This window comes from Armatimonadota bacterium, from assembly GCA_031459765.1.
Taxonomy (GTDB): domain Bacteria; phylum Sysuimicrobiota; class Sysuimicrobiia; order Sysuimicrobiales; family Kaftiobacteriaceae; genus Kaftiobacterium; species Kaftiobacterium secundum.
The window spans coordinates 266860-287966 of the sequence record JAVKHY010000001.1; the positions used below are offsets into that span (position 1 = coordinate 266860).

Here is a 21107-nt window from a genome sequence, read left to right on the forward strand (position 1 = left end):
TCCACGGGGTGCAGGTCAGCCGGAAGAGGATCTTCATCCGCCTCTCCAGCGCAGGTCGGGCTGGCGCGCCGCGCGTACCTCATCCAGCCTCCGGACCGGCGTGGTGTGCGGCGCGTCGTGGACGATCTGAGGGTTCTCCTGGGCCTCGCGGTCGATGGCCCGCATCGCCTCGATGAACTCATCCAGGGTGCGCTTGCTCTCCGTCTCCGTGGGCTCGATCATGATCGCCTCGTCCACGATGAGCGGGAAGTAGATCGTCGGGGCGTGGAAGCCGTAGTCCAGCAGGCGCTTGGCCATGTCGCGGGTGGTGACGCCGTACTGCTTCTTCTGCCGGGTACCGGAGAGGACGAACTCGTGCTTGCACAACCGATCGTAGGGCAGGTCGAAGCGGTCGCGCAGCCGGGCCAGGACGTAGTTGGCGTTGAGCACCGCGGTCTCCGCCACCTGGCGCAGGCCGTCGGCGCCCATGGAGCGGATGTACGCATAGGCCCGGATCAGGTTTCCGAAGTTCCCGTAGAAGGCGCGGATCTTCCCGATAGACTGCGGACGGTCATAGTCCAGCCGGAAGCGGTCGCCCTCCTTCTCCACCACCGGGACGGGGAGGAAGGGCACCAGGTGCGCCTTCACCCCCACCGCCCCCGCCCCCGGGCCGCCCCCGCCGTGGGGGGTGGAGAAGGTTTTGTGCAGGTTCATGTGCATCACGTCGAACCCCTGGTCGCCGGGCCGGGTGACGCCGAGGATCGCGTTGAAGTTGGCGCCGTCCAGGTACATCTGCCCGCCGCGGCCGTGGACGATCTCCTCCACCTCGACGATGTGCTCTTCGAACAACCCCAGGGTGTTGGGATTCGTGAGCATGATCGCGGCCACGGAGGAGTCCATCGCCTCGCGCAGCGCCTGGACGTCCAGGTTCCCGCGGGCGTCCGATTTGACGGTGATTACCTGGTAGCCGGCCATGGCGGCGGTGGCGGGGTTGGTCCCGTGGGCCGAGTCGGGCACGATGACCTTCGTCCGGCGCTCGCCCCGGGCCTCGAAGTAGGCACGGATCATCAGGATTCCGGTGAGTTCTCCGTGGGCGCCGGCCGCGGGCTGAAAGGTCACCCGGTCCATGCCGCTGATCTCGGCCAGCGCCTGCTCCAGTTCCCAGATGAGCTCCAGCGCCCCCTGCGCGTCCTCCGGCATCGTGTAGGGATGGAGACGGCTGAACCCCGGGAGGCGCGCCGCATCCTCGTGGATCTTCGGATTGTACTTCATGGTGCACGAACCCAGCGGGTAGAACCCTTCGTCGATGCTGAAGTTCCGGTGGGACAGCCGCGTGTAGTGGCGCACGACGTCCAGCTCGCTGACCTCCGGCAACCCCGGCGGCACCTGGCGGATCTGGTCGGCGGGGAGCAGGGCGTTCAGGGGCCGGCGCGGGACATCGGGTTCGGGGTAGGACGCGCCGATGCGGCCGGGGGTGCTCAGCTCAAAGATCACCGGGAAGTCCCGCCCCTTCATCGGATCCCCTCCAGCACCGCCACCAGCCGGTCGATCTGCGCCCGCGTCCGCTGTTCGGTGACGCAGACCAGCCAGCCGTCCGCCAGCTCGGGATAGTACCGGCCCAGGGGCAGCCCGCCCAGGATGCCTTCCCGGCGCAGCCGCTGGTTGACCTCCTCGGGCGGGACGGGCGTGCGGACTACGAACTCGTTGAAGATGGGCCCGTCGAAGGCGAGCCGAAAGCCCGGCAGCGCGCCGATCGCCTCTCGGGCGTAGGCCGCCTTGTAGAGGTTGAGTTCCGCCACCTTCCGCAGGCCCTGCGGCCCGAGCGCGGCCATGTAGATTCCCGCGGCCAGGGCCAGCAGCGCCTCGTTGGTGCAGATGTTGCTGGTGGCCTTCTCCCGCCGGATGTGCTGCTCCCGGGTCTGCAGCGTGAGCACGAACCCACGCCGCCCCTCCACATCGACCGTGGCCCCGACCAGGCGGCCGGGAATGCGCCGCACGTACTCGCGACGCGTGGCCATCATCCCCAGATAGGGACCGCCGAAGTTCAGGTGGTTGCCCAGGGGCTGCCCTTCACCGGCCACGATATCCGCGCCCCAGATCCCCGGCGGGGTGAGCAACCCCAGGGAAAGCGGCTCGGCCACGGCACAGATCAGAAGCGCCCCGCGGCGGTGGGCGATCTCGACCAGCGCCCGGCCGTCTTCGAGCAGACCGAAGAAGTTGGGGTGCTGGACGATGACCGCGGCCGTGCGTTCCGACAGGTGCGCGACGACGGTCTCGCCGTCGGTGCGGCCGTGACGGTGGGGGACCTCGACGACCTGGATCCCCAGGGGCCGGGTGTAGGTCTTCAGAACCTGGCGGTACTCCGGATGGACGGCGGTCGAGACGATGACCTCGTCCCGCCTGGTCAGGTCTCTGGCCATCACCGCCGCTTCGGCGGTGGCCGAGGCGCCGTCATACATGGACGCGTTGGCCACGTCCATCGCCGTCAGCTCGCACAGCATGCTCTGATACTCGTAGATGGCCTGCAGCTCGCCCTGCATCATCTCGGCCTGATAGGGCGTATAGGCCGTGAGGAACTCGCCGCGGCCGGCCAGGGCCCAGACCACGCTGGGCACGTAGTGGTCGTAGGCGCCCGCGCCCAGGAAACAGGCCGCGGCGTCGGCGTGGAGGTTCTTCGCGGCGAGGGCGCCGAGGGCGGTCATGACCTCAGGGTCGCTGAGGGGCGGGGGAAGCCGCAGCGGCGCCCGGAGCCGCACCGCCGCGGGGATATCGGCAAAGAGCGCCTCCACCGAGGGCACGCCCACGACCCGCAGCATCTCCGCCCGCTCGGCCTCCGTGGCGGGAATGTACTTGTGCTGCGCGCGGGGCGTCGCCGCCACAGGCTGCGGTTCGGCTTTCATCAGGCCTCCTCCCCGATGACTTTCAGATACTGCTCCACGGTCATCAACTTGTCCAGCTCCTTCGGATCGCTGGGCTCCACCACGATGATCCAGCCTGCTCCGTAGGGATCGCTGTTCACGACCTCCGGGCTGTCCCGCAGCGCGGTGTTAACCTCAACCACGTTCCCGGAGACGGGGGCGTAGAGGTCCGAGACCGCTTTGACCGACTCGATCACCCCGAAGGGCTGCATGAAGGTCACCACGGCGCCTACCTCGGGGAGTTCGACGAAGACGACGTCACTGAGTCTGTCCGCGGCAAACTTCGTAATCCCGACGCGCACGCGGTCGCCCTCGACCCTGGCCCACTCGTGCTCACTGCTGTACCGCAGGTCCTTGGGATACATTCACGCGCTCCTTTTGTAGAAGGGAAGTCTGACCACGACGGCCCGCACCGGCTGCCCCCGAACCTCCACGTCGATCTCAACTCCGGGCCGGGCGAACTCGGGCGGGACATAGCCCAGGCCGATGCCCTTTTGCACCCAGGGACCGAAGGTGCCGCTGGTCGCCCGGCCGATGGCGCGACCTCCGGCCAGCAGGGTGTAGCCACGGCGGGGGATGGCCCGGTCCCGCATCTCGAACCCCACGAGCCTGCGGCGCACACCCTCCTGCTTCTGGCGGAGCAGGGCTTCCCGTCCAATGAACTCGCCCTTGTCCAGTTTGACCGTCCAGCCCAGGGGCGCTTCCAGCGGCGTGGTGGTTTCGTCGATGTCGTTGCCGTAGAGCATCAACGCCGCCTCCAGTCGCAGGGTGTCCCGCGCCCCCAGCCCGACCGGAACCAGCCCCTCCTCCCGCCCGGCGTCCAGGAGGGTCTCCCACAGCCGCGGCGCCTCATCCCAGGGACAGCCGATCTCGAACCCGTCCTCCCCCGTATAGCCGCTCCGTGAGATAAAGCAGCGCACCCCCGCCACGTCCACCCCTTCGACGATGTGGAAGAAGGGCAGATCGGCCGACCCAGGCCGGGTCAGACGGGCCAGGATCGCGGAGGCCCGGGGTCCCTGCAGGGCGAGGAGCGCGATCTCCGCCGAGCGGTTCCGCACCGCGGCGTTGACCGCGTGCTCGTGGATCCAGGCGAGATCCTTGTCCGTTGTGGCGGCGTTGACCACGAAGAGGAAGCGCCGCTCCCCCATCCGGAAGACGGTGAGGTCGTCCACGATGCCTCCGGTCGGCAGGCACATGGGACTGTACAGCCCCGCCCCGACCTCCAGGCGGGCGGCGTCGTTGGTGATGAGCCGCTGCACCGTGTCCAGCGCTCCCGGCCCCTCCACCTCGACCTCGCCCATGTGGGACACATCGAACAGGCCGGCGGCTGTGCGCACCGCCCGGTGCTCCTCGACGATGCCGGCGTACTGAACCGGCATCTCCCACCCGCCGAACTCGACCAGGCGCGCCCCGCGCCGCAGGTGCGCGGGATACAGGCTGGTCCGCTTCAGCCCCTCAGCGGCCATAGAGTTCGCGCTCCCTGGCCCGCAGCAGGGCGATCGCCTCCTCGTCGGATGTCTGGGCGAAGTCCTCGTAGAACTGCCCGACGGCGTAGAACATGACCGGCGTGTAGAGACAGACGACCTCGTCCGCCTCGGCCCGCAGGCTCTCACAGCCCTCCGGCGGGGCCACGGGCACGGCGGCCACGGTCGCCTCCGGCCGCATCCGCCGCACCGCCCGGAGCGCGGCGATCATCGTCGAGCCGGTGGCGATGCCGTCGTCCACCACGATCGCCACACGTCCGTCCAGGGCCGGCGGCGGACGGTCTCCGCGATAGGCGGCCAGCCGCCGCCGGATCTCCTCCATCTGGAAGGCGACCTCGTCCTTCAGGTAGTCCTCCGGCACCTGCAGCGTCCCGACCAGCGGCGAGTCGTAGTACACGCTGCCGTCCTGCGCCACGGCACCGATCGCCAGTTCCGGATTGTGGGGGGCGCGGAGCTTGCGCGGGACGACGACGTCCAGCGGCGCCTCTAACGCTTTGGCCACCTCATAGCCGACAACGATCCCGCCGCGCGGGATGGCCAGGACGAAAGGCCGGCGGGAACGGTAGCCGTCCAGGGCTGCGGCCAGCGCACGACCAGCCTCCCGGCGGTCGCGGAACGTCATCGCCGCGCACACACCTTCCGGAGATCTCCCGGCGGCGTCATCCTTCCACGACGGGAAATCGGTTTCCTGTGGCCGCTCCGCGGGCCCGCCTCCTCCATGGTGGAGGCCGCCGCGGGCGCCGACCATAGCCCGAACCGGCTAGCGGGGCTCGGTCAGCCGACGGAGTTCGCGGCGGAGGAGGTTCCAGGCGGCGCGGACGTGGCTCTCTCCGGTGCGGATGTGACCGATGGCGAAGCGCAGCGTGAAGGCTCCGCGCAGGCGGGTGTGGGACAGGAAAGCGTCCCCGGTCGCGTTCACGGCGTCGAGCAGCGCCGCATTCACCTCATCCAGCCGGTCCGGGGGCACGCCTCGGGGGCGGGCCCGGAAGCAGACGGTGCTGAAGGGCGTGGGGGCCAGGCGTTCGAACTCCGGGTCCCCGTCGATCCACGACGCCAGGAGCTGCCCCAGCCGGACGTGCTCGCGGATCCGCGCCGCCAGCCCTTCCCAGCCGAAGTAGCGGATCACCATCCACAGCTTCAGGGCCCGGAAGCGGCGGCCCAACTGGATGCCGTAGTCCATAAAGTCCCGCACGCCGGCGGCCTCTGCCTCTGCGGTGCGCAGGTACTCGGGCACGAGGCTGAACGCCGCACGCAGCACCTCCGGCCGCCGACAGTAGAACGCGCTGCAGTCAATAGGGGTGAACAGCCACTTGTGCGGGTTGATCACCACCGAATCGGCGTGGTCGCAGCCGTCGAGCGCCCACCGGAACTCCGGCGCGATCGCCGCCATGCCGGCGTAGGCGCCGTCCACATGGAGCCACAGGCCTTCCTGACGGCAGACCTCGGCGATGGCCGGCACGGGATCCACGCTCGTCGTCGAGGTCGTGCCCACCGTCGCCGCCACGCAGAACGGCCGCCACCCGGCGTCCCGGTCCTCGGCCACGGCCCGACGGAGCGCCGCCACGTCCATGCGGAACGCGCTGTCGGTGGGGATCTTGCGCACGCCCGATCGCCCCAGGCCCAGCACGATCCCCGCCTTCTCGATGGAGGAGTGGGCCTGCTCCGAGGTGTACAGCCGCAACCGCGGCCCGCCGGCCATCCCTTCCTCCCGGAACCGGTGCTCGGCCACCGCTTCGCGCGCCGCAGCGATGGCGCAGAGGCTGGCCACGGAGGCGGTGTCCATGATGATCCCCATGAACCCCTCGGGGAGCCCGACCATCTGGCGAAGCCAGTTCAGGGCGACCTCCTCGAGTTCGGTGGCGGCGGGCGAGGTCTTCCAGAGCATGGCGTTCACGTTGAGCGCGGCCGCCAGCAGTTCTCCCAGGATCCCCGGCGCCGATCCGGTGATGGCAAAGTACGCGAAGAAGGCCGGGTGATTCCAGTGCGTGATGCCGGGCAGCAGCACCTGTTCGAAATCCGCCAGGATGCGGTCCATCGGCTCACCGCGACGGGGCGGCTCCGCGGGCAGCGCGGCTTTGATCGCTCCGGGGCGGGTCCGCGCCAGGACGGGATATCGCTCGGGGTGGGCGAGATAGTCCGCGGCCCAGGCCACGACCCGGCGCCCGTACTCCTCGAACTCCTCCGCCGGCATGTCGCCGAACAGTCCCTCACCGGCCATTGCCGCCCCCCTCAGCCTCCACCGTGCTCACAACCCCAGCTCCGGCGCAATCGCCCGCAGCGCCTCGATCACAAACGCGATGTGCTCCTCCAGCGGAATCCCCAGTTCCTCCGCCCCTCTGAGCACATCCTCCCGGCTGACCCCGCGGGCGAAGGCCTTGTCCTTCAGCTTCTTCCGGACGGCCTGGACATCGACCTCAGCCAGCGACCGGTTGGGGCGCACGTAAGCCACCGCCGTGATGAAGCCCACGAGCTCGTCCACCGCGTAGAGCGCCTTCTCCAGCCGCGTCTGTCGCGGCACGCCGGTGTACTCGGCATGCGAGAGGATGGCCCGCGTCCACATCTCGGGCACCCCGCGCCGGCGCAGCTCCTCCACCCCGACGAAGGGGTGGCCGGCCTCCTGCGATGGACACCGCTCGTAGTCCAGGTCGTGCAGCAGGCCGATCACTCCCCACAGCTCCTCGTCCTCCCCGAACTTCCGGGCGTAGGCGCGCATCGCGGCCTCGGAGGCCAGGAGGTGCTTGCGCAGGTTCGGATTGTGAATCCACTCGCAGACCAGTTGCCAGGCCTCGTCGCGGGTCATGCCGTGCGAATTCGCGACACGGCCTCCGCGGGCCTGCGGTCCACGTCCCCGACGGCAAGAGTTCTCCGCCGGCGTGTCGAACAGCACGCGCCGTGATTCCCGCAGGTGGCGATCCGGCGCCCGTCCTCTCCGGCCGCCCCGTCCTCGTCACCGGGGCCACCGGGTTCATCGGCAGTCATCTCGCCGAGCGCCTGCTGCGGGCGGGCGCGAGGGTCCGCGCGGCGGTGCGCCGCCCCGAGCGCGCCCTCCAGCTGCGCTCGGCGGGAGCGGAGATCAGGACGATCGATCTCACCGCTCCCGGGACGCTCACCGGATGCTGCGACGGCGTCGAAGTGGTCTTTCACTGCGCGGCCTGGCTCGGATCTCCCTACACCCGGGAGGCGGCCTACGCCACCAATGTGGCCGGAACGCGGGCCCTGGCGGCGGAAGCGCTGCGCGCCGGCGTGGCGCGCTTCGTCCACCTCAGTTCAATCGCTGTGTACGGCCCCGTGCGCGCGGGAACCGTCACGGAAGAGAGCCCGCTGTGGCGAGGCGTGGAGCTGTACGGGGACAGCAAGATCGGGGCCGAAGAGGCGCTGGGTGAGGTGGCCGCGCAGGGACTTGCCTCGGTGATCGCCCGCCCGGGGATGGTCTACGGGCCGCGCTCGCGGGGGTGGACGATCCGCCTGGTGCAGTGGATCGACCGGGGGCGCCCCGCCATGGTCGCCGACGGCGGCGGGTACGCCCGGCCGATCTTCATCGAGAACCTGGTGGACGCGTTGATCCTCTGCGCCGTCCGCCCGGTGGCCGGCGAGGCCTTCACGCTGATCGACACCAATATGCGCTGGCGCGACTACCTCGACCGGTACGCCCGGATGGTCGGAAAGCGGGCGCGTGCCGTCTCGCCCCTCACCAGCTGGTTGATCGCCGTCGCCGACGAGACGCGGTCCCTCTTTACCCGTCGGCCGCCGAGGGTCCGCCGAACCGCGCTGGGATACGCGGTCAGCCAGGCCACATTCAGCACGGAGAAGGCCCGGCGCCTGCTCGGCTGGTCGCCGCGCTACTCCATGGATGAGGCGATGGAGATCACCCGGACCTGGCTGACCGAGAACGGCTATCTGAAACCCGCGGCCGGCAAGCGCCCGTAGATAGCCCTCTCAAAGCAAGAAGTACAGGCAATCATCCAGGAAAGAATAGACTATCGCCTATAGATAGCCGGTAACTGAATACTGGTCTCTGTATATTGCATATCCATCCTAGCAAGTGGCACTGATCGGGCCGCCACTTTCTACCCAAGCAACAGGTCCAGAAGTCTTTGCAGGTCCTCTTCGGAGTAGTACTCGAAGGCCAGGCGTCCCCGGGTCCTCGTCCCGTCCACCGAGACCTTGGTCGCGTACCTACGGGAGAGATCCTGCTCGACCGTCATCAGCTGGGGATCCCTTGCCCGGGAGCGAGGGCGTATTTCACGGGAAATAGCGGCTCTGGCCAGCTGCTCGGTCTCCCTCACCGAAAGGCCTCGGCGCTCCACCCGTTCCCAGAGCCTCAGCATGGCGGCCTCGGTGCCTGCGGAGAGCAGCGCCCTGGCATGGCCCTCTGTGATCCGACCGGACTCGAGGCTCGCCTGGATCTGCGGAGGGAGGTTGAGCAGCCGCAGGGAGTTTGCCACGGACGGCTGACTCTTACCCACCCGCTCGGCGACGTCTTCCTGCTTCAATCCGAAGTCGCTGATCAGGCGCCGATAGGCTCTGGCCCGCTCCATGGGGTTGAGGTCTTCCCGCTGGAGGTTCTCGACCAACGCCAGCTCAAGCGCCTCCTGGTCGGTCAGACTCCTCACGACGGCCGGAATCGTACTCAGTCCTGCTGCCTCGGCGGCCCTCCACCGCCGCTCCCCGGCGACGACCTCGAATCCCCCGGACGACGGCCGCACCACGATGGGCTGCAGCACCCCGTGACGACGGATGGAATCCACGAGACCGGCCATCTCCTGGGGATCGACCGCCTGCCTGGGCTGGAGGGGATTGGCGTTCAACTGTCTCAGTGGGATCTCCGCCGGACGCTCCCCGCCGGCCGCCTCTGCTCCGGGGATCAGGGCCCCCAGACCCTTTCCCAATCCGCGGCGGCGCGATTCACTCGGCAACTGCGGGTTGTCCGGCACGACTCCTCACCTCTTCCGCCAGGGCCATGTAGGCCTGGGCTCCCTTCGATGCTGGATCGTAGGTCACGACGGGCTGCCCGAAGGACGGAGCCTCGGCCAGCCGGACGCTGCGGGGGATCACCGTCTGGAACACCTCGCCGGGGAAGTATCGGCGCACCTCGGCGGCCACCTGCTCGGAAAGATTGGTGCGCGCATCGTACATCGTCAGCAGGACTCCTCCGACGCGCAGCCGGGGGTTCAGGTTCCGCCGGATCAGGTTCACGGACTCCATCAGCTGGGCCAGCCCCTCCAGCGCATAGTATTCGCACTGCAGCGGGATGAGGATCTCGTCCGAGGCCACCAGCGCGTTGATCGTGAGCAGACCGAGGGAAGGAGGGCAATCGATGAAGACGGCTTCGTACCAGTCACGGGCCTGACGGAGGCTGTCCCTGAGGCGGTACTCCCGGGAGTGAATGGAGGCCAGCTCGACCTCGGCTCCGGCCAGATGGATGCTCCCGGGAGCGAGGTCCAGGCCCTTGATGGCCGTCGGAATCAGGGCTGATGCCAGGGACAGTCCGTTGATGAGCACATCGTACACCGAAACCCCCACGGCCCCTTTCGCCACTCCGACGCCGCTCGTGGCGTGAGACTGGGGATCCATGTCCACCAGCAGGATGCGCAGGCCCCCAAGGGCCATGGCGGCAGACAGATTGACCGCCGTCGTGGACTTTCCCACGCCGCCTTTCTGATTGGCAATCGCGATGATGCGTCCCACTGTTCGCTGTTGTGGTTCGGGATATAGTGGTAGGGTCCTCCGAATGGGACTACCGGTTGAGGATCGGACGCCGGAGGGCTCCACCTCGCCTGGGGAAGGTGTCGGGGGTCCTGGTTTCCTTCTCGACGACGACGAGGATTCTCCCTTCCCCTCCCTTGAGAACAGCGTCGATCATTCTCGGTTCGCCTCCGCCGAGGACGCGCACGGCTGCGCCCCAGCGGGCGAGTTCGGCGCGGACGGAGACGCCCTTGAGCAGGATGACCCGCCCTCCGACCCGGACGAGGGGAAGCGTCAACTCGTAGAGCAGGGGCAGCCTGGCCACGGCCCTGGCGACGGCCACGTCGAACCGTTCTCTCAGCTGTCCGCGTCCGGCATCCTCGGCCCGTGCGCAGACCACACGCGCCTGAAGCCCCAGTTCATCGACAGCCGTTTCCAGAAATGCCGCCCTGCGCGCTTCCGCCTCGAGCAGGGTGATCCGCAGATCCTCCCTGGCGATGACCAGGGGGATTCCGGGCAGCCCCGCACCGCTTCCGACGTCGACGAGTTCGGCCCCTTCAGGAATTCCCGCGGCCAGGCAGAGCAGCGAGTCCGCGATGTGCAGACGGGCCGCGGAGATCGGATCGGCAATGGCGGTGAGCCTGGCGCGTGCGCGCCACCGCGCGATCAGCCCGAGGTAGGCGACGAACAACTCCAGCTGGCGCCGGGACGGCGTCATGCCCAGGGCGCCGAGTTCGGATCGGAGCGCGGCGTACACCCGGTCGGCCGTCACGCTTCCGGGAAGCCGTTGCCGTTTTCCGGGAGGTCCTCACCTCCACCTCTCTGTCGTCCTGAATCGCCTCTGTCTTCGGGAAGGCCTCCCAGGGGGGACACGGTGACCCGTCGGTCCGCTCCCTCGCCACTGCTGGCCGTTGTGACCCCTCCACGCGAGGCCAGGACGGTGTGAACAATCCGTCGCTCCCGAGCGGACATCGGGGGAAGGACGACCGGGCGGCGCTGGCGCTCGGCCCGGTCGGCGGCCTGCCGTGCCATGCGTTCCACCCATGCCCGGCGCCGCTGCCAGTATCCCTCAATGTCTACGGAGATGCGGAGACGGCTGTCCACCGCCTTCGCCACGATGAGGCCCAGAAGGAGCTCCACAGCCTCGAGCGTCGCCCCCCGCCGGCCGATCAGCGGACCGAGATCCCTGCCGTGAAACTCCACGTGGATCGCGTCCGCCCCCTCGCGGACGCGCACCGTGGCGGAGAATCCCAGCGCCCTGATGAAGCGTTCGGCTACCCGCTGGACCGCCGCAGCCGGGCTCTCTTTGAGCGTGGCGCGGACACGCGCCTCGCGGGCGCCCAGTCCCAGCATCCCCCGGGTCCCGGGGTCCAGGACCTCCACAGTCACGTCCTCGGCCGTCGCGCCGAGGCGGGTCAGGGCGCGCTCCACCGCCTCCTCCACGGTCCGGCCCGACGCTTCGACCTGCCTCACTTCCTCTTGGTCCCCTTCGGGCGCTGCGGCAGCACCGCCACGGGCGGTTTGGCGGCGCCCGCCGGCGCCGCTGGGGCGGGCGGCGTCAGGCGCCCGACCACGATGTAGAACTCCAGGATGTAGGCCAGCGTCGAGGTGACCCAGTAGACGGACATCGCCACCGGGACGTACATCGCGAAGTAGGCCACCATGATCGGCATGAGGATGAACAGGCGAGCCTGCTGCGGGTCGGTCACGGACATCCGCTGCTGCAGATACGTCGAGACTCCGACCAGGGCGGGCCAGACGATGAGCAGCGGGTCCCTGGCGATGGCGCCGAAGTTGGGTACCGCGTCGAGCGCCACGCCGAGAAATCTGGCGCCGTCAAAGAGCCCCTGGCGACGGAAAACGGCGAAGAGCGCGTAGAGGATCGGCATCTGGACGATCAGCGGCAGACATCCGCCGAAGGGGTTCACCTTGTGCTGGCGGTACAGGTTCATGATCTCCATGTTCATGCGCTGCGGATCGCTCCGGTACTTCTCGCGCAGCGCAGCCATCTGCGGGGCCAGAGACTGCATCTCCTTCATCGACCGCAGCTGGCGCCGCGTCAGCGGGTGCAGGACGATCTTCACGGCCAGGGTGAGCAGGATGATCGCCAGGCCGTAACTGCCCGTCCAGTCGAAGAACAGGCCGAGCACGGTGACAAGGAAATCGACGATCGCGGCGAACATGGCGCCAAACGCCTCTCTCAACGGGGGCCTCCGATCTTGTCGGCAGAACTCCTCATCGCGGCACCGGGTCGTAGCCCCCCGGATGCAGGGGGTGGCACCGCAGCAACCGCCGCAGGGCCAGGTAGCCGCCCTTCAGGGCGCCGTGGCGGGCGATGGCCTCCGCCGCGTACTGCGAGCACGACGGGTAGAAGCGACACGACGGCGGGAGCAGGGGAGAGATGACTCTCCTGTAGAGGTGAATGAGCACCAGCAGCAGTTGCCTCATCGGGCTCCCGCAGCCCGATTGAACAGCGCGCGGACGGAATCCTGCAGCGCGGCGAAGGGCGCCTCTCCCGCCGGGGGTCGCCCCACAACCACGACATCGGTCCCCGACGGCAGCAGGGCCGCGGCCATCCGACTGGCTTCGCGCAGGCGCCGCTTCAGACGATTCCGCCGGACGGCACTGCCCACACGCGCCGGCACGACGATCCCGAGCCGCCGGACAGCCAGCTTGTTCGGACGGGCGTACACAATCAGCAACCCATCGGTGACTCGCGCGCCTTCTCGGTAGGCCAGACGGAAGTGTTCCGGGGCGGTCAACCGCCGGAACGTCGCGCCCTCAGATGGCGAGGCGGTGCCGACCCTTGGCTCTCCGACGCTTGAGGACATTCCGCCCGCCGGGAGTGCGCATTCGGGCACGGAATCCGTGCCGCCGTTGCCGGCGACGAACCTTCGGCTGGTACGTCCCCTTCACGACCACCACTATACCATGCTCCAGGCGGCGTCGACAGGACGAATCCCTTCTGCGTCGCGGCTGTGGAGAACCTGAGGATAATCGGGGGGGTTGCCCACAGATTTCGGGGCCGAACTGGGTGTGCCGCCAGCCCGGTGTGCCCGCACCGGCGGCCGGTCCGAGGCAATCCTCCGCCGTCGTTTCCTCCTGCCGTCAGGGTTGTCCACAGGGTTTTTCACATCTGTGGAAAACTCGCGGCGCGCTGATCTGACGCCCGCTTTGACGCACTCACGTTCGGCAGGAACGGCCCCCTGCACTCAAGAAATCGCCCACACTTCCCCTCGAGCTATCCACCATCACGGTCATCTCTTGGTGATCTATGGCGCACCGTGAAATTCTTTCCGGCAACGCCCGCTGGGTAGGAGATCCCCGCGACCCGGATAACTCAGGCATCCGTTGTCAGCACCTTCGTCGCCCGATCGCCCCCGGCGTGTGGTGGAGTCGCTGAGCCATGCCGGACCTTGCACGGTTCTTGCATCCGCCCGATCGGGAAGCCGAGAGCGACGGGGGGCGCGGCGAGGCGGAAGTGCGTCTGGCGATTTACGACTCCCCGCTGGCCACGCCGCGGGTGATCACGCTGCGCGGAGAGGAGTTTCATCAGTTCGTGGGGGAACTCGCCGCGCGCACGTACCACCACTCCCGCGAGCGGGGTGGACGGATTCCCTACGTGGTGATCAGGGAAATTGTAGAGAACCTTATCCACGCCTACTTCGAAGGCGCCGTGATCAGTATTCTCGACGACGGGAACACCATCCGCATCTCGGACCAAGGGCCCGGAGTCGCCGATCCCGAGAAGGCCCTCCTCCCCGGATACACGACGGCCACCGCGGAGATGCGGCGCTACATCAAGGGCGTCGGATCCGGCCTTCCGGTGGCCAAAGAGCAGCTGGCGTTCCTCGGGGGAGCCCTCCGCATCGACTCCAACCTCTCCCGCGGGACCGTGGTCACGCTCTCCGTCGGACCGGCGTCGCCCCCCCAGACCGCCGCGGCGGTCACGTCTCCGCCGGACCCCGCCTCCACCCGTCCCCCTGAACTGACGCCGCGTCAGAAAAAGGTTCTGCTGCTGATTGCGGAAATGGGCTCGGCCGGTCCATCCGCCGTGGCCAAGGAACTCGGCGTCAGCCAGAGTACGGCCTATCGCGAACTGCAGGCGCTCAGCGCGCTCCGCCTCATCCACAGCCGCCGTTCAGGCAAACGCACCCTGACCGAGGACGGGATCGCCGTCCTCGGAACCGTGTTCAAGTCCTAGGAGGAGGCCATGGTCGTCGATACGACATCCGCATCGGGAGTCTGGCAGGAGGCGCTCCGCCGCATCGAGGGTCGGCTGACCAAGCCGAGTTTCGAGTCCTTCGTCAAGGCCATGGCCCCCGTATCCCTGCACGACGACACCTTCGTCTTCTCCGTCCCCAGCCGCCTGGCCAAAGAGTGGGTCGAAACGCGGTTCAGCGCCCTGATCCACGGAGCGCTGCGCGAAGTCCTGGCCCGCGCCGTCTCCATTCAGCTCGTCATCGCCGAGGACCACCCCGCCGCACCGTCCTCTCCCCCCGCGCCGGTAGCGCCGCCGCGACTGTCGGAGACACCCCAGCTCAGCCCCAAATACACCTTCGATACCTTTGTCATCGGCACAGGAAACCGCTTCGCCCACGCCGCGGCGATGGCGGTGGCCGAATCGCCCGCCCGTGCCTACAACCCGCTCTTCATCTACGGCGGCGTGGGCCTGGGCAAGACGCATCTGCTGCAGGCCATCGGGCACTACGTCATCCACCGCCTGGGGCTGCCGCGGGTTGCCTACATCAGCAGCGAGAAGTTCACCAACGAGTTGATCAACGCCATTCGGGATGACCGGACCCTGGAGTTCCGTACGCGGTATCGCAACGTGGACGTGTTGCTCATCGACGACATCCAGTTCCTGGCCGGCAAAGAGCGCACCCAGGAGGAGTTCTTTCACACCTTCAACACCCTCCACGAGGCCAGCCGGCAGATCATTATCACCAGCGATCGCCCGCCCAAAGAGATCCCCACGCTCGAAGACCGGCTTCGTTCGCGCTTCGAGTGGGGCCTGATCGCCGACATCCAGCCGCCCGATCTGGAGACCCGCATCGCCATCCTCCGCAAGAAAGCCGAGCTGGACGGTATTGACGTCCCCGACCAGGTGGCCGAATTCATCGCCCAGCGCATCCGTTCCAACATCCGCGAGCTGGAGGGAGCCCTGGTCCGTGTCGTAGCCTACGCCAACCTCACGCGCCAGCCGATCACGATCGACCTGGCCACCGAGATCCTGAGAACGTTGCTCCCCGCGACCACCACGCGGGAGATCACCATCCCCGTTCTGCAGAAGGCCGTGGCCGAGCACTTCGGCATTCGCGTCGAAGAGATGCGGGCCAAACGGCGAACCAAAGGGGTGGCCTTCCCCCGTCAGGTCGCCATGTACCTGGCGCGCGAACTCACCGACGCCTCGCTACCGCGCATCGGCCACGAGTTCGGCGGAAGGGACCACACCACGGTGATGCACGCCTGCGAACGGGTCAAAGCCGCGCTGGCCCGAGATCCTCAGCTCGCGGCGCGGCTGGAAAAACTTGTGGACACCCTGCGTGCCGGCGAGTAACCCCGTCCGCCCCCAGGCCCGGCGTGGGTCCGTGGGCGCCGGTGCACGTCTATCCTCAGGCTATACACACCCAATACACCCTGCTATCGTTACCGTGAAACTGTCTCGACCACAGTATCCACAGGTCTATTAGTAGTGGGATGAAGTTCATTGTAATAAATCTTGGAGGATAGTCATGTGGGTTGTGTGTACACAGACCGCGTTGGCTAAAGGGGTGCATCTGGCCAGTCGCGCTATTTCCAGCCGCACCACCATGCCTATTCTGGGCTATATCCTCCTGGAGACGCTGAAGAACGGTGTGCGGCTTACGGCCACCGATCTGGAGCTGGCCGTACAGGTGGATATCGACGCCGAGGTGAAACGCGGCGGGCAGGTGACGCTCCCGGCGAAGATTCTGGCTGAGATCGTGGGAAATCTCCCGGAAGCGACCGTGGAGCTGAAGCGGGAGGAAGGGTCTCACCAGGTAGAGATCACTTGTGAGGCCAGCGCCTTTGAAATTCTGGGGCTGCCCCCGGACGATTTCCCGGCGCTGCCGAAGGGTGAGGGGGCGGAAGTCGGGGCGATCGACGCCGATCTGTTGCGCAAGATGGTGAGTCAGACGATTTTCGCCGTCTCGGCCGACGAGACGCGGCCTTTTCTCACAGGTGTGTACGTCACCATGGAGGGAGCCGAGGTGCGCTGCGTGGCTACGGACGGTGGGCGTCTGGCCCTGCGCAAGGCCGCTCTGGATTCTCCGGCCAAGCAGAAGCTGGGCGCCATCGTGCCGGCCAAGGCCATGCAGGAGCTGATGCGCGCCCTGGCCGGTGCCGCAGGAGAGGTTCGGGTGAGCATGGTGGACAACCAGCTGCTGTTTGCCGTACCGGGGTTGCGGATCTACTCCCGGTTGATTGGCGGCCAGTTTCCGAACTACCAGCAGGTGATTCCCCAGGAGTTCAAGCAGCGCATCCGGGTGCCCACGGAACGGCTGCTCCGCGCCGTCCGGCGGGTAGCGATTACCGCCCGGGACTCGGCCAACGTGGTGCGGATTGCGGCCAGGGGGAACCGTCTGGTCATCACCTCCAATACGCCTGAGGTGGGCAAGGCCCGCGAAGAGGTGGAGGTGGCCAGCGAGGGCGACACCGTGGAGGCGGCCTTTAACGCGCGGTACCTGATGGATTGTCTCAACACGATTGACGCCGACGAGCTCTATTTCGACCTCACCGGACAACTCAGTCCGGGTACCCTCCGGCCTACCGGGCACACCGATTACGTCTATGTTCTGGCGCCTGTCCGCGTCTACGGGTGAGCGCGGAAAGGTCCGGCCGGTCGTCATCCGTTCCCCGACGATCGGCCTGGGCGCGCTGCTGAAGCTGGCGCAGCTGGCCCCTACGGGCGGGGCGGCGAAACGGATGATTCAGGGCGGGGGCGTCGCCGTCAACGGCGTCGTGGAACGTCGCCGGGGCCGCCAGGTCCGTCCGGGGGACGTCGTGAACGCCGGCGGGACGATCCTCAGGGTGGAACGCGGGGCGTGACGATGCGCCTCACGCACCTCCGTCTCGTGCAGTTCCGCAACCACCGGCATACGGACGTCGCGCCGGGACCGGGCCTCACACTCTTTGTGGGGGGCAATGCGCAGGGCAAGTCCGCGCTGCTCGAAGCCGTCCAGGTGGCGGCCACCGGGCGGTCGTTCCGGGCGCGTCAGGACCTGGAAATGATCGCCTTCGGCGGGGAGTGGGCCCGGGTGCGGGCGGGGGTCGAACGCGGCGGTCGGCTCGAGGAGATCGACATCGTGCTGCGCCGCGAAGACGGCGCCGGGGCGCCGCGCGTCACGCGTGAGCTACGTATCAACGGGGTGTCCGTACGCCGCGGGGAACTCTTCGGTCACCTGCGATGCGTGCTGGCCGCCCCGGACGACGCCGAGGTGGTCACCGGCCCGCCGCACCGCCGCCGGCAGGTGCTGGATCAACTCCTCGCCCAGATCAGTCCCGCCTATTATTACGTCGCCCTGCGCTACGGGCGGGTCCTCGCCCAGCGCAACCGGCTGTTGCGCCTGCGGGGCCGGGGGCTGGAGGTGTGGGACGAGCAACTGGCCGCGCTGGGAGCGCGGCTCACGGTCCGCAGGCGCCAGTTGGTCGACAGGCTGGCCCGCGTCGCGGCCCCGGTCTATGCGACGCTGTGCCAGGGACGGGAGCGGCTGGTTCTGGAGTACCGTCCGTCGCTGCGCGGTGAGGCGGAGGCGGCGTTGGTCGAGTGGGCGCGCGAGGCGTTGCTGCGTCGTCGCGCCGAGGAAGCGGCCGGAGGGGCCACCCTGGTCGGCCCCCATCGGGACGACCTGGCCCTGCTCCTGGACGGCCGCGACCTGCGCGCCTACGGATCACGCGGTCAGCAGTTGACCGCCATGTTGGCCCTGCGCCTTGCCGAACGATCGGTGCTGCTGGAGGAGACCGGCGAGGAACCCGTGCTCCTGCTGGACGACGTGTTCCTCACGCTCGATGCGTCCCGGCAGGCCTACCTGCTGGAGAGTGTGCGCGGAGTGCAGACGCTGATGACGGTCACCACCGCGCCGCAGGTCGACCTCCCGCCCGGCGCGCTGGTCTACCGGATTCGGGACGGGGCGGTGGAAGGCGAGCATGCTCACCTCCCTTAGGAGTATCCTGCGGCGGGCGGCCAGGACGCTGGGAGTAGAGCGGGCAGCCTATGCCGCGCTCATCGAGGAGATGTGGTCCGAGGTGGTCGGCCCGGAGGCGGCGGCGCACAGCCGGCCGGCGGGGCTGCGGGCGGGGGTGCTTGTGGCGGAAGCCGAGGGGCCGATGTGGACCCAGGACCTCTCGGCCCGGCGGGCGGGGATTGCCGCGGAACTGAACAGGCGTCTGGAGGGGGAGGTGGTTCGGGAGATCCGGTTTCGCCAGGTGGCGCCTCGGGCGGTGGAGGAAGTCCCGGCACGGCCCCGGCCGGCGGCGGAAGCGGCGGAGGAGCTCTCCCCCGACGAGATCGTCGCCGTGGAGCGGACCGCGGCGGAGATCGCCGATTCCGAGGTGCGTGAGGCCGTTCGGAAGGCGATGGTGAGCCAGCTCAGCTGGAGGAAGCGGCATGTACCTCCATCTGGGCGGTGAAAGCGTCGTCGCCGTATTGGACGTCGTGGCCATCCTCGACATCCGCGTCCTTGAGGGGTCGGAGGTCAACCGGGAGTTCCTCGACAGGGCGGTGGCGGATCGGCGGCTCCGAGGCGACGGGCTGAGTCCCGGGTGTAAGGCGCTGGTTGTGGCGAGGGATCGCACGGTGTTCACGTCGGGGCTCTCCGCCTCGACCCTGGCCAGGCGGATGACCCACCTGCGGCGGAGCATGAGCGCCTGGGGCGCAGAGAAGTAAGGCTGGATGCGGGATTTTCGCGTTGACAGTCGTTTTTCGCCCGTGATAAACTGAATTGTGCGGCTTCGTCAGCACACCGAGTTCCTTTCGTACGGAATAATCGAGATAATCGAGACCGCACGGATGGGGAGGGGCGCCGGAACAGCGCTCCTCTCGGCGTGTTAAGAAGGGGTCATCAACTACCTTATGGCCGAGGATTCCGACATGGCGACGAACCAGACGACGACCCCCTACGGCGCTGAGCAGATCCAGGTTCTGGAGGGTCTGGAGGGCGTCCGCCGGCGCCCCGCGATGTACATCGGCAGCACCGGCCCGGACGGATTGCACCACCTCCTCTACGAGGTGGTGGACAACTCCGTCGATGAGGCGCTGGCCGGCCGGTGTACGGAGATCCAGATCATCCTGCACAAAGACGGCAGCGCCTCGGTGATCGATGACGGGGCGGGGATCCCCGTCGACCCGATCCCGCGGGTCGGCAGGCCCGCCGTGGAAGTGGTCCTGACCACACTGCATGCCGGCGGCAAGTTTGGAGGCGGCGGGTACAAGATCAGCGGCGGCCTCCACGGTGTGGGCGTGTCGGTGGTCAACGCCCTCTCCGAGTGGCTGGAGGTCGAGGTCTGGCGCGACGGCAAGGCCTGGCGGCAGCGCTTCGCCCGGGGGAAGAAGACCACACCACTGCAGCCTGTGGGACCGGCCCGGAAGACCGGCACACGGGTGACCTTCAAGCCCGATCGCGAGGTGATGACGGCCACCGAGTTTGACGCGGAGACCATCGTCCAGCGTCTGGACGACATCGCCTATCTGAACAAGGGGCTGACCATCCGGCTCAAAGATGAGCGGACCGGGGCGGAGCGCACCTTCCGACACGCCGGGGGGATCGTCGAACTGGTCCAGGCAATCAACCGGGCGAAGACCAAGCTCACCGAGGTCATGCACATGACCCGGGAGCGGGAGGGCACGGAGGTCGAGATCGCCCTCCAGTATAACGACAGCTACCTGGAGCACACGCTGACCTACGTCAACACCATCCCGACGACGGAGGGCGGGACGCACTTGGCCGGCTTCCGCGCCGCCCTGACCCGCGCCATCAACGACTACGCCCGGCGCAGCGGCCTGATCAAGAACGGCGAGGTGACCCTGACCGGGGACGACGTACGCGAGGGGCTCACCGCGGTGGTCAGCCTGAAGCTCCCCGAGCCGCAGTTCGAGGGGCAGACCAAGACGAAACTGGGCAACACCGAGGTCAAGGGGCTCATCGAGTCGCTCTTCGGCGACTGGTTGACGGAATGGCTGCACACCCATCCGGGCGACGCCAGGCGCATCGTGGCCAAGGCGGTGACCGCGGCCCGGGCCCGGGAGGCGGCGCGGCAGGCCCGGGAACTGGTGCGGCGCAAGAGCGCCCTGGAGGTCTCCCCCCTGCCGGGCAAACTGGCGGACTGTGTGGAGAGCGATCCCGAGCGCTGCGAGATCTTCATCGTCGAGGGCGAGTCGGCCGGCGGCTCGGCCAAGCAGGGCCGGGACCGCCAGTTCCAGGCCATTCTGCCCATCCAGGGCAAGATCCTCAACGTGGAGAAGGCGCGCGAGGACAAGATGGTCTCCCATGAGGAGATCCGGGCCATCATCACGGCCCTGGGCACGGGCTTCGGCGACAAGTTCGACTTCGACGCCCGGCGCTACGATCGGGTGATCATCATGTGCGACGCGGACGTGGACGGCAACCACATCCGCACGCTGTTGCTCACCTTTTTCTACCGGTACATGCGGCCCCTCATCGAGCACGGCAAGGTGTATATCGCCCAGCCGCCGCTGTACCTGGTGCGGAACGGAAAGGAGCGCCGCTACGTCTATTCCGACGAAGAGCGCCAGGTGGTGACCAAGGAGATCGAGCGCCGGGGCGGGAAGCCCGAGGTGCAGCGGTACAAGGGGCTGGGCGAGATGAATCCCGAGCAGCTCTGGGAGACCACCATGAACCCCGCCACGCGGACGCTGCTGCGCGTCGAGGTGGAGGACGCCCAGGCCGCCGACGAGATCTTCACCGCCCTGATGGGCGAGCAGGTGGAGCCCCGGCGCGAGTTCATCGTGAAGTACGCCCGCGAAGTCCGCAACCTGGACATCTGAGCGGCCGGCCCCGAG

Annotated in this window: 24 protein-coding genes; 9 read left to right on the forward strand and 15 right to left on the reverse strand. The window is 68.1% G+C overall.

The genetic code is table 11. The features are described 5' to 3' along the window. Positions 1–33: 33 nt before the first annotated feature. The 7 genes from gcvPB to QN141_01265 all read right to left on the reverse strand — a co-directional run bounded on the left by gcvPB (position 34) and on the right by QN141_01265 (position 7181). Positions 34–1494: an aminomethyl-transferring glycine dehydrogenase subunit GcvPB gene (gene gcvPB / locus QN141_01235; GenBank protein MDR7557094.1), complete on the reverse strand. Its 1461-nt coding sequence runs from the start codon at positions 1492–1494 to the stop codon at positions 34–36. Next, positions 1491–2879 (reverse strand): aminomethyl-transferring glycine dehydrogenase subunit GcvPA, encoded by a 1389-nt coding sequence (gene gcvPA, locus QN141_01240; protein MDR7557095.1) that lies wholly within the window; start codon positions 2877–2879, stop codon positions 1491–1493. The genes gcvPB and gcvPA overlap by 4 nt, the downstream gene beginning before the upstream one ends. Further along, positions 2879–3262 (reverse strand): glycine cleavage system protein GcvH, encoded by a 384-nt coding sequence (gene gcvH, locus QN141_01245; protein MDR7557096.1) that lies wholly within the window; start codon positions 3260–3262, stop codon positions 2879–2881. The genes gcvPA and gcvH overlap by 1 nt, the downstream gene beginning before the upstream one ends. Further along, the gene (gcvT, locus tag QN141_01250; GenBank protein ID MDR7557097.1) at positions 3263–4363 is read right to left on the reverse strand and encodes a glycine cleavage system aminomethyltransferase GcvT; all 1101 of its coding nucleotides are present in this window, start codon (positions 4361–4363) and stop codon (positions 3263–3265) included. It lies immediately after the preceding gene. Then, positions 4353–5003, reverse strand: coding sequence for a phosphoribosyltransferase (locus QN141_01255; protein ID MDR7557098.1), 651 nt, complete (start codon positions 5001–5003; stop codon positions 4353–4355). The genes gcvT and QN141_01255 overlap by 11 nt, the downstream gene beginning before the upstream one ends. 138 nt (positions 5004–5141) lie before the next feature. Next, the gene (locus QN141_01260) at positions 5142–6599 is read right to left on the reverse strand and encodes a pyridoxal-dependent decarboxylase (GenBank protein MDR7557099.1); all 1458 of its coding nucleotides are present in this window, start codon (positions 6597–6599) and stop codon (positions 5142–5144) included. A 27-nt stretch (positions 6600–6626) separates the two neighbouring features. Next, entirely contained in the window at positions 6627–7181 is a 555-nt protein-coding gene (locus QN141_01265; GenBank protein ID MDR7557100.1) for an HDIG domain-containing protein, read from the reverse strand. A 92-nt stretch (positions 7182–7273) separates the two neighbouring features. On the opposite strand from QN141_01265, the gene QN141_01270 reads away from it, so the two are divergent. Further along, positions 7274–8308, forward strand: coding sequence for an NAD-dependent epimerase/dehydratase family protein (locus tag QN141_01270; GenBank protein ID MDR7557101.1), 1035 nt, complete (start codon positions 7274–7276; stop codon positions 8306–8308). Between the two features lie 140 nt (positions 8309–8448). Here the strand turns inward: QN141_01270 and QN141_01275 are convergent, their stop codons facing one another. From QN141_01275 to rpmH, 8 genes are read right to left on the reverse strand one after another with little or no spacing between them, the layout of a single operon-like run. Then, positions 8449–9315 carry a ParB/RepB/Spo0J family partition protein gene (locus QN141_01275; protein MDR7557102.1) on the reverse strand — a complete coding sequence of 289 codons (867 nt, stop codon included), beginning with the start codon at positions 9313–9315 and terminating at the stop codon, positions 8449–8451. Beyond that, positions 9287–10069 (reverse strand): ParA family protein, encoded by a 783-nt coding sequence (locus QN141_01280; protein MDR7557103.1) that lies wholly within the window; start codon positions 10067–10069, stop codon positions 9287–9289. Before QN141_01280 ends, QN141_01275 begins: the two co-directional genes overlap by 29 nt. 49 nt (positions 10070–10118) lie before the next feature. After that, positions 10119–10838: a 16S rRNA (guanine(527)-N(7))-methyltransferase RsmG gene (rsmG, locus tag QN141_01285; GenBank protein ID MDR7557104.1), complete on the reverse strand. Its 720-nt coding sequence runs from the start codon at positions 10836–10838 to the stop codon at positions 10119–10121. Further along, a complete protein-coding gene (jag, locus tag QN141_01290; GenBank protein MDR7557105.1) occupies positions 10835–11539 on the reverse strand; it encodes an RNA-binding cell elongation regulator Jag/EloR in 705 nt (234 codons plus the stop codon). The genes rsmG and jag overlap by 4 nt, the downstream gene beginning before the upstream one ends. Further along, complete coding sequence (locus tag QN141_01295; GenBank protein MDR7557106.1) at positions 11536–12270, reverse strand: YidC/Oxa1 family membrane protein insertase; 735 nt, start codon at positions 12268–12270, stop codon at positions 11536–11538. Before QN141_01295 ends, jag begins: the two co-directional genes overlap by 4 nt. A gap of 31 nt (positions 12271–12301) precedes the next feature. Next, on the reverse strand, positions 12302–12514 hold the full coding sequence (gene yidD / locus QN141_01300; GenBank protein ID MDR7557107.1) for a membrane protein insertion efficiency factor YidD: 213 nt from the start codon (positions 12512–12514) through the stop codon (positions 12302–12304). Next, positions 12511–12897, reverse strand: a complete 387-nt coding sequence (gene rnpA / locus QN141_01305) for a ribonuclease P protein component (protein MDR7557108.1) — start codon at positions 12895–12897, stop codon at positions 12511–12513. The genes yidD and rnpA overlap by 4 nt, the downstream gene beginning before the upstream one ends. Further along, entirely contained in the window at positions 12848–12982 is a 135-nt protein-coding gene (gene rpmH / locus QN141_01310) for a 50S ribosomal protein L34 (GenBank protein ID MDR7557109.1), read from the reverse strand. The genes rnpA and rpmH overlap by 50 nt, the downstream gene beginning before the upstream one ends. Before the next feature lie 490 nt (positions 12983–13472). On the opposite strand from rpmH, the gene QN141_01315 reads away from it, so the two are divergent. The 8 genes from QN141_01315 to gyrB all read left to right on the forward strand — a co-directional run bounded on the left by QN141_01315 (position 13473) and on the right by gyrB (position 21092). Continuing rightward, complete coding sequence (locus QN141_01315) at positions 13473–14270, forward strand: ATP-binding protein (protein MDR7557110.1); 798 nt, start codon at positions 13473–13475, stop codon at positions 14268–14270. 9 nt (positions 14271–14279) lie between these two features. Next, positions 14280–15626 (forward strand): chromosomal replication initiator protein DnaA, encoded by a 1347-nt coding sequence (gene dnaA, locus QN141_01320; protein MDR7557111.1) that lies wholly within the window; start codon positions 14280–14282, stop codon positions 15624–15626. Positions 15627–15801: 175 nt separating this feature from the next. Next, a complete protein-coding gene (gene dnaN / locus QN141_01325; protein MDR7557112.1) occupies positions 15802–16911 on the forward strand; it encodes a DNA polymerase III subunit beta in 1110 nt (369 codons plus the stop codon). Next, positions 16880–17137, forward strand: coding sequence for an RNA-binding S4 domain-containing protein (locus QN141_01330; GenBank protein MDR7557113.1), 258 nt, complete (start codon positions 16880–16882; stop codon positions 17135–17137). Before dnaN ends, QN141_01330 begins: the two co-directional genes overlap by 32 nt. A gap of 2 nt (positions 17138–17139) precedes the next feature. After that, positions 17140–18252: a DNA replication/repair protein RecF gene (locus QN141_01335; protein ID MDR7557114.1), complete on the forward strand. Its 1113-nt coding sequence runs from the start codon at positions 17140–17142 to the stop codon at positions 18250–18252. Then, positions 18236–18718 carry a DUF721 domain-containing protein gene (locus QN141_01340; protein MDR7557115.1) on the forward strand — a complete coding sequence of 161 codons (483 nt, stop codon included), beginning with the start codon at positions 18236–18238 and terminating at the stop codon, positions 18716–18718. Before QN141_01335 ends, QN141_01340 begins: the two co-directional genes overlap by 17 nt. Next, positions 18696–18974 carry a hypothetical protein gene (locus QN141_01345; protein MDR7557116.1) on the forward strand — a complete coding sequence of 93 codons (279 nt, stop codon included), beginning with the start codon at positions 18696–18698 and terminating at the stop codon, positions 18972–18974. The genes QN141_01340 and QN141_01345 overlap by 23 nt, the downstream gene beginning before the upstream one ends. 204 nt (positions 18975–19178) lie before the next feature. Further along, positions 19179–21092, forward strand: coding sequence for a DNA topoisomerase (ATP-hydrolyzing) subunit B (gene gyrB, locus QN141_01350; protein ID MDR7557117.1), 1914 nt, complete (start codon positions 19179–19181; stop codon positions 21090–21092). Positions 21093–21107 lie beyond the last annotated feature (15 nt).